The following is a 12,736-nucleotide window of genomic DNA, read 5'->3' as shown; positions in this document are numbered from 1 at the left end:
GTGCGCATGGACCAAGGACCGGCCCCCGACGTCTTCGACCCGCGCCTCTACGCCGAAGGCGTCCCGTACGACCGCTACCGCCTGCTGCGCGACCGCCACCCGGTGTCCTGGCAGGAAGAGCCGGAGGTGCTCGGCTGGCCCGCCGGCCCCGGCTTCTGGGCCGTCACCCGGCACGCCGACGTGGTCCGGGTGCTGCGCGACCACCGCACGTACTCCTCGCACCTGGGCGCCACCCAGATCCGCGACCCCGACCCGGCCGACCTGCCCTTCCTGCGGCGCACCATGCTCAACCAGGATCCCCCCGAGCACGGAACCCTGCGCCGCACCGTGGCCCGCGCCTTCACCCCGGCCCGCGTCGACGCCTTCGCCGCCCGGGTCCGGGGCCGCGCCCGTACGCTGCTGCGCGCCGCCCGCGACGGAGCCGAGGACGGGTCCGCCGACCTGGTGCGCACCGTCACCGACCCGTACGCGCTGCTGAACCTCACCGACCTGCTGGGCGTCCCGGAGACCGACCGGGGGCTGCTGCTGGAGTGGACCGTACGGATCATCGGCTACCAGGATCCCGAGGACGCCCCGGCTCCGCTGCTCGGCCCGGACGGCAAGCCGCTGAACCCGCGCTCGCCGGCGCTGCTGGGCGAGATGTTCGCCTACGCCCGCGAGCTCGCCGCCGTCAAACGGTCCCGTCCCGGCGACGACGTGATGACCGCCCTCGCCCTCGCCGGACTGGAGGACGCGGAACTGGAGATGTTCTTCTTCCTGCTCACCGTCGCCGGCAACGACACCGTGCGCAGCGCCGCCCCGGGCGGTCTGCTCGCCCTGGCCCGTGACCCGCAGGCCTACGCCGGACTGGCCGACGGGCGGGTCCCGTTGGACCGGGCCGTCGAGGAACTCCTGCGCGTCCACCCGCCGGTGCTGAGCTTCCGGCGCACCGCCGCCGCCGACACCGAGCTCGCCGGACGGCGGATCCGGGCGGGGGACAAGGTGGTGGTCTTCCACGCCTCCGCCAACCACGACGAGCGCGTCTTCACCGACCCCGGCCGCCTCGACCTCGGCCGCGCCCCCAACCCGCACGTCTCCTTCGGGGACGGCCCGCACGTGTGCCTGGGCGCGCACTTCGCCCGGCTCCAGCTCCGCGTCCTCTACGAGGAGTGGATCGCCGCTATGCCGCCGCCCGAACCGGCGGGCCCGCCCCGCCGGCTGGTGTCGAACTTCATCAACGGGATCACCCGGCTGCCGCTGCGGGTGTCCGGGCCGGGCCGGTGACGTCGGCGACTAGCTCGGTCACATCGGGGCCGTAGGCGTCGGAGTTGACCACCTTGAGCAGGATGCAGAAGGAGTCGTCGCCGTAGGAGCCGGCCAGCTTTCGGTGGTGCCGGGCCAGGTAGCGGGCCGCGGCCTGGTTGCTGATCGCGGTCTGCCCGCACAGCAGGAACACCGGCCGGGACCCCTGCCCGGTCGTCAGCCGCGCCAGGAGCACGTACTCGACGAGGCCCTTCTGCCAGCGGTAGGTCTCCCCGCCGACGGTGATGGCCCCGCGGTCCGGTACCGGCTCGCTGGAGACGATGATCCGCACCCCGGGGAGCATGGAGGCCAGGTGGGCCGTCGTGCGGGCGTTGGAGGAGGGGCCGCCCACGCAGAACTCGGCCCGCTCGCCGAAGCCCTGCCGGGCCCCGTCGTGGGTGACGATCTGCACGTTCGCCCCGCAGTCCTTGATCAGGGCGGATATCTCCAGCAGCGCGAAGGCGTCGTTGCGGTGCAGGGAGGAATCGGTGCCGCCCATCTGCCGGTTGACCACGAACAGGCAGTCCGAGCCGGTGGGCAGCCCGAAGAAGGCCTGCTTGCGGCGCAGCGCGCGGCGCCACAGGTAGGTCCGGGTGAACCAGCCGAACCCGCCGCTGCACGCGGTGGCGATCACCCCGAGCACGATGTTGCGGACGTCCTCATTCATGCGGCGGATGGTAGCCGTCACATGGCCTTCATGACGCGGCGGGTGCACGGAAGTTAGGCTGCCGCTCCAAGGTCTGACAGGCAGTCGACTGGAGGAACGGAATGCGCGGTCCCGCCGCACGTCACTTAGCGTTCATCGCGCTCGCCGGTGCGCTCGTCTCGACCGGGGCGAGCGCCCCGTCGTCGAAGAGCCCCGCCCCGCCCAAGGTCCCGGTGGCCACCGGCTACGGAGGGGCCGTCGCCAGCGTCGACGCCGACGCCAGCGCGGCCGGCATCGCCGTCCTGCGCTCCGGCGGCAACGCCGTGGACGCCGCCGTCGCGACGGCCGCCGCGCTCGGGGTCACCGAGCCGTACTCCGCCGGCATCGGCGGGGGCGGCTACTTCGTGTACTACGACGCCCGCTCCGGCCGGGTGCGCACCATCGACGGCCGGGAGACCGCCCCGGCGACGGCCACGGCCGGGCTGTTCCAGGAGAACGGCCTGCCCATCCCCTTCGCCGAGGGCCAGACCAGCGGCCGCGGCGTCGGAGTCCCGGGCACCCCGGCGACCTGGCAGAGCGCCCTGGAGTCCTGGGGCACCCGCCCCCTGGGGCAACTCCTCAAGCCCGCCGAGAAACTGGCCCGCGAGGGCTTCACGGTGGACTCCACCTTCCGGGACCAGACCGCCCTCAACGAGGCCCGGTTCAGGGACTTCCCCGACACGAAGAAGCTCTTCCTGCCCGGCGGCGCCCTCCCGGTGGTCGGCTCCACCTTCAAGAACCCCGACCTGGCGGCCACGTACGCGGAGCTCGGCCGCAAGGGTGCGGGCACGCTCTACCGGGGCCGGCTGGCCGAGGACATCGTCCGGGCCGTGCGCACGCCCCCGGTGGACCCGGCGGCCACCCGCGTGGTCCGGTCCGGCGACCTGACCACCGGGGACCTGCGCGCGTACGCGACCAAGCGGCAGGACCCGACCCGGCTCGGCTACCGCGGCCTGGACGTGTACAGCATGGCCCCGTCCTCCTCCGGCGGCACCACCGTCGGCGAGGCGCTGAACATCCTGGAGCGCAGCGACCTCGGCGCGCTCGGCGAGGCCCAGTACCTGCACCGCTTCATCGAGGCCTCCCGGATCTCCTTCGCAGACCGGGGGCGCTGGGTCGGCGACCCGGCCGCCGAGGACGTGCCCACGAAGGAACTGCTCTCGCAGGGCTACGCGGACACGCGCGGCTGCCTCATCGACCCGGCCAGGACGCTGACCAGCCCGCTGGCCCCGGGGGACCCCCGCCACCCGGTCGCCTGCGGCGGCTCCGGGCAGGCCGCCCCGACCACGTACGAGGGGGAGAACACCACGCACCTGACCGTCGCCGACCGCTGGGGCAACGTGGTCTCCTACACGCTGACCATCGAGTCGACCGGCGGCAGCGCCATCACCGTCCCGGGGCGCGGCTTCCTGCTCAACAACGAGCTGACCGACTTCTCCTTCGCCCCGGCGGCGCCCGGCGTCCCCGACCCCAACCTGCCGGGTCCCGGCAAGCGGCCGCGCTCGTCGATGGCCCCGACCATCGTGCTGGAACACGGACGCCCGGTGCTGGCCGTGGGCTCCCCGGGCGGGGCGACCATCATCACCACGGTGCTCCAGACCCTGACCGGGTACCTGGACCGCGGGCTGCCGCTGGTGGACGCCATCGCCGCGCCGCGGGCCAGCCAGCGCAACCAGACCACCACCGAGCTGGAGCCGGGGCTGTGGAACAGCCCGCTCCGGGCCGAGCTGGAGGCCCTCGGACAGGGCTTCCGGCAGAACCCGGAGATCGGCGCGGCCACCGGGGTCCAGCGGCTCCCCGACGGGCGGTGGCTGGCCGCCGCCGAGACGACCCGGCGGGGCGGCGGCTCGGCGATGGTGGTGCACCCGTACGGGAGGCCGTAGGGCTACAGGGCGGTGAGGATCCTCGGGCCGGCGGCGGTGATCGCGACCGTGTGCTCGGAGTGCGCGGCGCGGCTGCCGTCGACGGTCCGCAGGGTCCAGCCGTCGGCGTCGCAGGCGTAGTCGTCCGTGCCGCCCGCGATGAGCATCGGCTCGATCGCGATCACCATGCCGGCGCGCAGCCTCGTACCCTGCCCCGCCGGGCCCTCGTTGGGCACGCCCGGCTCCTCGTGCATGGAGCGTCCGATGCCGTGGCCGCCGAAGCCGTCGGGGATCCCGTACCCGGCGGATCGGCAGACGGTGCCGATGGCGTGGGCGATGTCGCCGACGCGGTTGCCCGGCCGGGCGGCGGCGATGCCCGCCGCGAGGGCGGCCTCGGAGGTCGCGATGAGCCGCAGGTCGGCGGGGCGGGCGGCGCCCACGGTGAAGCTGACGGCCGCGTCGCCGACCCAGCCGCCCAGTTTCGCGCCGCAGTCGATGCTGACCAGGTCGCCGTCGCGCAGCCGGTAGCCGTCGGGGATGCCGTGCACGATCGCGTCGTTCACGGAGGCGCAGATCACCGCGGGGAAGGGGACGGGGGCGAACCGCGGCCGGTAGCCGAGGAAGGGCGAGCTCGCCCCGGCCTCGCGGAGCACCTCGCGCGCCACCAGGTCCAGCTCCAGCAGGGAGACCCCCACGGCGGCCCGGTCCCGGGCGGCGGCGAGGGCGTGTGCGACGACGCGCCCGGCGGCGCGCATCTGGTCGATCGATCGGTCTGTCTTGAGTTCCACCATGCCAATAACTATACCGGTATAACTGTAACGGGATACTTATTGGGTTCCGGGGTAGGATGACGTCATGGTCCGTACCCCCCTCACCCCCGAAGAGCGCGAGCGCGGCGAGCGGCTCGGCGCCCTGTTGCGCACGGCCCGCGGCGGCCGCAGCATGGTCGAGGTCGCGGCCAGCGCCGGACTCTCCGCCGAAACCCTCCGCAAGATCGAGACCGGCCGGGCCCCGACCCCGGCCTTCTTCACCGTCGCCGCGCTGGCCGGGGCCCTCGGGCTCTCGCTGGACGACGTGCTGCGCAGCTGCGCCCTCGTGCCCGTGTGAGAACCGGGGGAGCGGGCGGGCAGCGGCCGTTCGGCCCGCGGGCCCGCCCTTCGGCGTGCCGTTAGGGCGGGCCCGCAGGCCGAACGGCCCAATCGGCGGTGGGAGGGCCGGGGCGTGGGGCAAGTCTGAAGGCGTGTCAGACATGAACGCATCCACAACCAAGCGACTCGGCCTCGGACTCGTGGGCGCCCTCCTCGCGGGCGGCCTGCTCCTCGCGGCATGCGCCGCCCCCGAGGGCCGGGCCCAAGCCCAGGACCCGGGCGACGTGGTCTTCCGCCACCCGGGCGTCGTCGTCAGCCACACCCGGCTCCAGCACGCGAAGCAGATGGTCGCGGCCGGCAAGGAGCCCTGGAACTCGGCGTACCGGGCACTCCTGAAGAGCCGCTACGCCTCCCTCGACTACCAGGCGCACCCGGCCGACGTCGTCCCCTGCCCCTTCAACTCGGGGCCGCAGTCCTGCCTGGACGAGCGGCAGGACGCGATCGCCGCCTACACCCACACCCTGCTCTGGTCGGTGAACGGCAAGACCTCCCACGCCCGCAAGGCCGTTCAGATCATGGACGGCTGGTCGGCCGTGATGAAGCGCCACGCCGAGGACAACGCCGGGCTCCAGGCCGCCTGGTCCGGCTCCACCTGGGCGCGCGCCGCCGAGATCATCCACGCCGACTACCCGGGCTGGGGGGACGAACGGGTCGCCCGCTTCAAGGAGATGCTCCGCACCGCCTACCTCCCGGCCGTCCGCGCGCAGGTGCCGGCGTACAACGGCAACTGGGAGCTGGCCATGACCGATGCCGCCCTGGGCATCTCCGTCTTCCTGGAGGACCCGGCCGTCTTCCGGGAGTCCCTCGAGCGGTTCCGCGAGCGCGTCCCGGCGTACTTCTACCTCAAGCGGGACGGCGTGCACCCGCTGGCCCCGCCGCGCACCGCCATCGACTCGCCGGACAAGGTCGCGGCCTACTGGTTCGGCCAGGGGACGTACGTGGACGGCGTCGCCCAGGAGACCTGCCGCAACCTCATGCACGTCGGCTACGCCCTCGCGGCCTCCGCGCACATCGCGGAGACGGCCTGGCACCAGGGCGTCGACCTGTACGGGGAGCAGGGCGAGCGGCTCCGGGCGGCCCTGGAGTTCCACGCGAAGTACCAGCTCGGCGAAGAGGCCCCCGCGTGGCTGTGCGGCGGCAAGCTGGAGCGCACGATGGGCCCCGACCTGGAAGTGGCGCTCCAGCACTACGCGGGGCGGACGGGCGCGAAACTCCCCTACACCCGCGAGCTGGTCGAGAAGACGCGGCCGGCCGGGACGGACGACCTGTTCGTGGCGTGGGAGACCCTCACCCACGGGGAGGCGGCTCCGGCCGCCTGAGGCGCGGGCCTGCCGGGGCCTGGGGCGCGGCCTGGGGATTGGCCGGGTTCAGGCGTCCACGGGGTGCCAGGTCTGGCCGTCGCCGGTGGCGCGGACGTGCCCGAACGGCGCGTCGGCGAAGTGGACGCCGAAGCCGATGGTGTCCGGCTCCGCGAGCTCGGCGACCAGCCGGCGGCGGTGGACGGCGGTCCGGGCGAGGTCGTGGTCGAAGGCCGAGGACCAGTCGGGGCGGTCGATCTGGACCGGCGAATGGGCGGCGTCGCCGAAGGCGATCAGCCGCCGCCCGCCCCCGGTGACGACGTACTCGGCGTGCCCCACGGTGTGGCCGGGGGCGATCCGCACGTGCACCCCGGGGAAGATCTCCTGTCCGTCGTCGAGCGTGCGCACGCGCGGGGCGAGGGCGGCGACCCGCTCGGTCGTGCCCTCCCCCGTGAGGAGGTCGATCCGGTCCCACTCGGGCGCGGTGATCAGGTACTCGGCGCGGGTGAAGAGGGGCCGGTCCCCGCCGGGGACGGGGTGGACGGCCCAGCCGATGTGGTCGGAGTGGAGGTGGGTGAGGGCCACCGCCTCGATGTCCCCGGGGGCGAGGCCGAGTTCGGCCAGGCTGTCCGGGAGCGCGCCCCCGTGGATTTCGGCGATCGGGCCGTCCGGGGCTCGCAGCGTCTGCGGGCCGACGCCCGCGTCGATCAGCAGCGCGCGGCCGCCGTGCTCCACCAGCAGGGCGCCGACGCTCGCGACGAGGCGGCCCTCGGGGTCCAGGTACTCCGGGCGGGCGGCCCACACCTCGTCGGTGGTGTCCGGGAGCAGGGCCGACGGCCGGAGCCGTGCGTCGCCGTCCGGTACGTACGAGACCTTCGTGTCGCCCAGCCACAGCGAGCGGATTCCCGAGGGCCGGTTCAGCCGTTCTTCGCGCGTCGCCGTCGTCGTCAAGTCGGACATGAGAGCTCCCTCGTGAGTGTGCGTCAGATCGTCACCGGCCGGTCTGCCGGGGCGGTGGGGCCAACCATAAACATCAAGCTTGAATCATTCAAGCTGTAAATGTTCTTGCTTGATGGATTTGCTAAACTCGGGTCATGACGACACCTCCCGAGCACCAGGTCCTCGCCGAGCGGCAGCTGTGCGGGCTGGTGGACGGACTGGCCCACCGCATCGCCGAGCACGTACGGGAGCGCGCCGCCACCCTGGGCCTCACCGCCTCCCAGGCGACCGCGCTGCGGGAGATGAGCGGCCCGATCACCATGCGGGAGCTCGCCGAGCGGATGAGCTGCGAGCCCTCCAACGCCACCTTCGTCGTCGACAAGCTGGAGAAGCAGAGCCTGATCGAACGGCACCCGCACCCCACCGACCGCCGCGCCAAGCAGCTCGTCCTCACACCCGGGGGCACCGCCCTGCGCGAGCGGCTCCTCGCCCTGCTCTCCGTGGACTCGCCGGTCTCCGGGCTCGCCCCGGAGGACCAGCGGCTGCTGCGGAGCCTGTTGGAGCGGGCCGTCGCCTCCCGCGGACCGGCCGGCGCGTAGGGTCGGGCGCATGACGATCGAGGAGCTGGGCAGGGCGAGGTACGTCAGTCTCACGACCTTCCGCAAGGACGGCACGGCGGTGCCCACACCCGTGTGGGCCGTGGCGGACGGCGACGAGCTGTACGTGTGGACGCGCGACGACGCGTGGAAGGTGAAGCGGATCCGCAACAACGGGCGGGTCACCGTCGTGGCCTGTGACGTACGCGGACGGGTCGCCGAAGGGGCCGCCGCGGCCGAGGGCGAGGCGCGGCTGCTGGACGAGCAGGGGCTGAAGCGGGTGCGCAAGCTGATGCTGCGCAAGTACACCTGGCAGTTCTGGATGCTCGACGTGCCGGCCGCCATCGTCCGGCGCGGGCGGCCCCACACCGCGATCGCGGTCAGGCTTGCCCCGCCCGCCGTCAAGCTTTGAGACTCCTGTAGCCCGCCCGTAACACCCATGGGGTCCAATGCGGGGATGGAGACCGCGACTTCGCAGGTGATCGGCCAACTCTCCGGATACATGCGGGGATTGACGCAGCGACTGGATCCGGGGACGGGCTGGTACGGGGAGTTCCTGCGGCGGGACCCGGAGGGGATGCGGGCCTGCCTGGACGGGGCGGCGATGCCTCCGTGGGACGTACTGGAGTCCCTGCTCGGCGACTTGACCGCATCGACGGGCGCGATGGCGATCGCCCGGGAGACGCAGTACGCGGCCGGTCTGCGGGCCGCCGCGGTCGCGGTCTGGGACCGGCTGCCGGGCGGCGTCGAAGAACTGCGCACGCTGCTCGCCTCGGCCGCGGAGCAGCAGGCCCGGGCCCGGTCGGCGCTGACCGTGCTGTCGGCGCGGCTCGCGGAGTCGGCGGACCCTGCGCAGGCGCAGGCCCTGTCCCGGGAACTCTCCTGGACCCGCGACGACGCCGCCCGTGCGGCGGCCCGCCACGAGGACCTGACGATCCGCCTGGAGGCGGTGGCCCCGGCGGGCGGCCGCCCCGGATCCCCACCGCAGGCCGGCCCGGAGCCCCTGCACGCGGTACCCGCCCAGCGCGCCGCGACCTCGCCGGGCGCGGACCCCGCACCGGCATGGCCGGGCCCCCGGGCCGCGGGGTGGGGAGCGGGGCCCGCGGATGCGGGGAGTGCGGCTTGGGATGCGGGGCCCGCGGATGCGGGGGCGGGCGGGACTTGGGACGCGGCGTCGGACGCGGGAGCGGGTCGGGCGGCCGGCGCGGCTTGGGATGCGGCGTCGGGTGGGGCTTCGAGCGTGGCGCGGGGCGCGGGATCGGACGGGACGCCGGGTGTGACGTCGGACGGGACATCCGGCGTGGGACCGGGCGCGGCCTCCGCCCCGGTGCCGGAAGGGGCGGCGGAGCCGGTCCGGCGGGCCGAGGGGCGGTGGCTGCGCGGTGGGCGGCGCAGTGGCGGCGCCCGGTTCGCGGGGGCTGCGGAGCCCGAAGCCCGGGCCGTCGTCGTACCCCCGGGGCACCCCTCCTCGGCCACACCCCTGCGCGGCGCCCGCTTCGGGCGGCCCGCCCCTGAGGCCGCCGAGCCCGCCCCGGCGGGGGATCCGGTACCGGAACAGGCCACCTCGGCGGCCGGGGCCGGGCACCCCGACCGGGCAGGGGGAGCCCGCTACGACGAGCACCTCGACCGGGCGCCGGGGGCCCACCACGACGAGCACACCGGCCAGCCCCGGGGAACCCTGCACGAGCCCGCCCGAACGGGCGCCGAAGGCCTGCCCGCCGGGCAACCGTCCGCCGCTCCGAGCCCGGGCGGCCACACCGGGCCCGGCGGCCCGCACGGCGCGGCCACGCAGTGGTCCGACGCGGCCCCTGGTGGAGCCCCCCGCGGCGCGGCTCCCCAGCGAATCGATGCGGCCTCCGGTGCCGGCCCCCACGGGCCCGGCGTCCACGGGCCGGGCGGGGCCTCCGCCGACCCCCGCGGCGCGTCCCCCCGGTGGGCCGACGGGTCCTCCGGCGATGGCCCGCACGGCGCGGCCCCCCAGTGGGCCGGCGCGCCCTCCGGCGACGGCCCCCGTGGTGCAACCCCCCAGTGGGCCGGTGCGCCCTCCGGCGATGGCTCCCGCAGCGCGGCCCCCCAGTGGGCCGATGCCGTCGGAGCCGGTGGGCCTCAGGGGCCGGCCGGGTTCGTGGAGGGGCTCGTGGCCCTGCGGGGGCAGGGGCGGAGCGGGGAGGCGCACGTGCTGCTCTGCGAGGCCGCGGCCGGGCCCGCCGAGCGGCTGGTGCGGCTGGGGGAGGAGCTGGGGCGGGCCGGGCTGGCCGCGGACTGGGCCACCCTGCTCTGGGAGGCGGCCTCCCTGCCGCCCGCCCGGTTCGCCGCGGCGGCGGCCGCGCTCGGGCCGGCCGACCGCGACGCCCTGCTGCGCCAGGGCGCCGCCCGCCCGGCCGCCGAGATCGCCGAGGCGGCCCTCGTGCTCGCGGCGGCCGACCACGCGGAGGAGGCCGACGCCCTGCTCGCCGCCTTCGTCCGGGTCCGCACCGCGGAGGAGTCGGCCCGGCTCGCCCGCCGCGATCCCCGGTGGTTCGCGCCCCGGCTGCTCCGCGCCGCCGAAGCCCTCTCGGTGGCTCATCACCGTGACCTGTTGCACGCCCTTCGCGTCGCGAATCTGCCCGTCGCCTGACCGGAAACGATCAGGTGCCGACGTAACTCCTGCGTTTGTTGATCCACTACTCCAACCGCGCAACGCGGTCTTGCCCCGGGCCTGGCCGAGGCCTACCTTCAACTCCCTACGCGCAGCCGTCGTACACCCTCTACGTGCGTAGAAGCCGGCGTACCCCGTCGCGAGGAGCAGCTCATGGCCCAAGTCGTCCGCGCCGCACTCGTCCAGGCCACCTGGACGGGAGACACCGAGTCGATGATCGCCAAACACGAGGAGCACGCCCGCCGGGCAGCCGCCCAGGGTGCGCAGATCATCGGTTTCCAGGAGGTCTTCAACGCCCCCTACTTCTGCCAGGTCCAGGAACCCGAGCACTACCGCTGGGCCGAGGCCGTCCCCGACGGCCCCACCGTCCGGCGGATGCAGGCCCTCGCCCGCGAGACCGGCATGGTGATCGTCGTACCGGTCTTCGAGCTGGAGTCCGAGGGCTTCTACTACAACACCGCCGCGGTCATCGATGCCGACGGCAGCTACCTCGGCAAGTACCGCAAGCACCACATCCCCCAGGTCAGGGGCTTCTGGGAGAAGTACTACTTCCGCCCGGGCAACCTCGGCTTCCCCGTCTTCGACACCGCCGTCGGCCGGATCGGCGTCTACATCTGCTACGACCGGCACTTCCCGGAGGGCTGGCGCGAACTCGGCCTGAACGGCGCCCAGCTGGTCTACAACCCCTCCGCAACCTCCCGCGGCCTGTCCGGGTACCTGTGGCAGCTGGAACAGCCCGCCTCCGCCGTGGCGAACGAGTACTTCGTCGCCGCCATCAACCGCGTCGGCCAGGAGGAGTACGGCGACAACGACTTCTACGGCACGAGCTACTTCGTCGACCCGCGCGGTCAGTTCGTCGGGGAGGTCGCCAGCGACAAGGAGGAGGAACTCCTCGTCCGCGACCTGGACTTCGACCTCATCAAGGAGGTCCGCGACCAGTGGGCCTTCTACCGCGACCGCCGTCCCGACGCCTACGGAGGACTCGTACAGCCGTGAGCAACCCGATCCCCCTGCACAGCCGGCACCGCTCCGTCCTGCCCGACTGGCTCGCGCTCTACTACGACCGCCCCCTCGAACTCACCCACGGCGAGGGCCGCCACGTCTGGGACGCGGACGGCAACCGCTACCTCGACTTCTTCGGCGGCATCCTCACCACGATGACCGCCCACGCCCTGCCCGAGGTCACCAAGGCCGTCGCCGAACAGGCCGGGCGGATCATCCACTCCTCCACCCTGTACCTCAACCGCCCGATGGTCGAACTGGCCGAGCGGGTAGCCGCGTTGTCCGGCATCCCCGACGCCCGGGTCTTCTTCACCACCTCCGGCACCGAGGCCAACGACACCGCCCTGCTGCTCGCGACGACGTACCGCCGCTCCAATCAGATCCTGGCGATGCGCAACAGCTACCACGGCCGGTCCTTCTCCACCGTCTCGATCACCGGAAACCGCGGCTGGTCCCCGACCAGCCTCTCGCCGCTCCAGACGTACTACGTCCACGGCGCCGTCCGCACCCGCGGCCCCTTCGCCCACCTCGACGACACCGCCTTCACCGCCGCGGCCGTCGCCGACCTGGAGGACGTGCTCGGCCAGGCGCGCGGCGGAGTCGCCGCGCTCATCGCCGAACCGGTGCAGGGCGTGGGCGGGTTCACCTCGCCGCCCGACGGGCTCTACGGGGCCTTCCGCGAGGTCCTCGACCGGCACGGCATCCTCTGGATCAGCGACGAGGTGCAGACCGGCTGGGGCCGTACCGGCGAGCACTTCTGGGGCTGGCAGGCCCACGCCCAGAACGGCCCGCCGGACATCATCACCTTCGCCAAGGGCATCGGCAACGGCATGTCCATCGGCGGGGTCGTGGCCCGCGCCGAGGTGATGAACTGCCTCGACTCCAACTCCATCTCCACCTTCGGCGGTTCCCCGGTCACCATGGCGGCGGGCGTGGCCAACCTCGGCTACCTCCTCGAACACGACCTCCAGGGCAACTCCCGACGCGTGGGCGGCCTGCTGCTGGAGCGGCTGCGGGCCATCGCCGCGACCGTGCCCGCCGTACGGGAGGTGCGCGGGCGGGGCCTGATGGCCGGGCTCGAACTGACGAAGCCCGGCACCGACCAGGCCGACCCGGACGCGGCCGCCGCCGTCCTGGAGGCCGCCCGGGCCGGCGGCCTGCTGCTCGGCAAGGGCGGCGGTCACAACACCAGCGTGCTGCGCATCGCGCCGCCGCTCTCCCTCACCGTCGCCGAGGCGGAAGAGGGCGCCGAGATCCTCGCCGAGGCCCTCAGAAGTCTCAACTAGC

12 protein-coding genes are annotated in these 12,736 nt (G+C 74.1%); 9 read left to right on the top strand and 3 right to left on the bottom strand.

From position 1 onward, the window contains the following. Positions 1–6: 6 nt before the first annotated feature. Positions 7–1,263, top strand: a complete 1,257-nt coding sequence (locus ACIA8F_RS09730; protein ID WP_399377743.1) for a cytochrome P450 — start codon at positions 7–9, stop codon at positions 1,261–1,263. On the opposite strand, the gene ACIA8F_RS09725 is transcribed toward ACIA8F_RS09730, so the two are convergent. Then, positions 1,223–1,948: a hypothetical protein gene (locus ACIA8F_RS09725; protein WP_399377742.1), complete on the bottom strand. Its 726-nt coding sequence runs from the start codon at positions 1,946–1,948 to the stop codon at positions 1,223–1,225. The genes ACIA8F_RS09730 and ACIA8F_RS09725 overlap by 41 nt on opposite strands. 101 nt (positions 1,949–2,049) lie before the next feature. Between ACIA8F_RS09725 and ggt the strand changes: the two genes are divergently transcribed. After that, positions 2,050–3,849, top strand: a complete 1,800-nt coding sequence (gene ggt, locus ACIA8F_RS09720; RefSeq protein ID WP_399377741.1) for a gamma-glutamyltransferase — start codon at positions 2,050–2,052, stop codon at positions 3,847–3,849. Positions 3,850–3,851: 2 nt separating this feature from the next. Here ggt and map read toward each other — a convergent pair whose 3' ends face one another. After that, the gene (map, locus tag ACIA8F_RS09715) at positions 3,852–4,619 is read right to left on the bottom strand and encodes a type I methionyl aminopeptidase (RefSeq protein ID WP_399377740.1); all 768 of its coding nucleotides are present in this window, start codon (positions 4,617–4,619) and stop codon (positions 3,852–3,854) included. Between the two features lie 64 nt (positions 4,620–4,683). Between map and ACIA8F_RS09710 the strand changes: the two genes are divergently transcribed. Both ACIA8F_RS09710 and ACIA8F_RS09705 read left to right on the top strand, forming a co-directional pair. Continuing rightward, entirely contained in the window at positions 4,684–4,935 is a 252-nt protein-coding gene (locus tag ACIA8F_RS09710; protein WP_383947188.1) for a helix-turn-helix domain-containing protein, read from the top strand. 142 nt (positions 4,936–5,077) lie between these two features. Continuing rightward, positions 5,078–6,295: an alginate lyase family protein gene (locus ACIA8F_RS09705; RefSeq protein ID WP_399377739.1), complete on the top strand. Its 1,218-nt coding sequence runs from the start codon at positions 5,078–5,080 to the stop codon at positions 6,293–6,295. Positions 6,296–6,343: 48 nt separating this feature from the next. Here ACIA8F_RS09705 and ACIA8F_RS09700 read toward each other — a convergent pair whose 3' ends face one another. After that, on the bottom strand, positions 6,344–7,234 hold the full coding sequence (locus ACIA8F_RS09700; protein ID WP_399377738.1) for an MBL fold metallo-hydrolase: 891 nt from the start codon (positions 7,232–7,234) through the stop codon (positions 6,344–6,346). Between the two features lie 134 nt (positions 7,235–7,368). Here ACIA8F_RS09700 and ACIA8F_RS09695 point away from each other — a divergent pair, with 134 nt between their 5' ends. From ACIA8F_RS09695 to ACIA8F_RS09675, 5 genes are all read left to right on the top strand, one after another. Further along, the gene (locus tag ACIA8F_RS09695) at positions 7,369–7,812 is read left to right on the top strand and encodes a MarR family winged helix-turn-helix transcriptional regulator (RefSeq protein WP_399377737.1); all 444 of its coding nucleotides are present in this window, start codon (positions 7,369–7,371) and stop codon (positions 7,810–7,812) included. A 10-nt stretch (positions 7,813–7,822) separates the two neighbouring features. Further along, positions 7,823–8,221, top strand: coding sequence for a PPOX class F420-dependent oxidoreductase (locus ACIA8F_RS09690; RefSeq protein WP_399377736.1), 399 nt, complete (start codon positions 7,823–7,825; stop codon positions 8,219–8,221). Positions 8,222–8,266: 45 nt separating this feature from the next. Continuing rightward, a complete protein-coding gene (locus ACIA8F_RS09685; protein ID WP_399377735.1) occupies positions 8,267–10,426 on the top strand; it encodes a hypothetical protein in 2,160 nt (719 codons plus the stop codon). 174 nt (positions 10,427–10,600) lie between these two features. Continuing rightward, the gene (locus tag ACIA8F_RS09680; RefSeq protein ID WP_399377734.1) at positions 10,601–11,443 is read left to right on the top strand and encodes a nitrilase-related carbon-nitrogen hydrolase; all 843 of its coding nucleotides are present in this window, start codon (positions 10,601–10,603) and stop codon (positions 11,441–11,443) included. Beyond that, the gene (locus tag ACIA8F_RS09675) at positions 11,440–12,735 is read left to right on the top strand and encodes an aspartate aminotransferase family protein (protein WP_399377733.1); all 1,296 of its coding nucleotides are present in this window, start codon (positions 11,440–11,442) and stop codon (positions 12,733–12,735) included. The genes ACIA8F_RS09680 and ACIA8F_RS09675 overlap by 4 nt, the downstream gene beginning before the upstream one ends. Position 12,736 lies beyond the last annotated feature (1 nt).

Source organism: Streptomyces sp. NPDC051563 (assembly GCF_044454225.1).
GTDB lineage: Bacteria > Actinomycetota > Actinomycetes > Streptomycetales > Streptomycetaceae > Streptomyces.
This window is presented reverse-complemented; position numbering and strand designations above follow the sequence as displayed.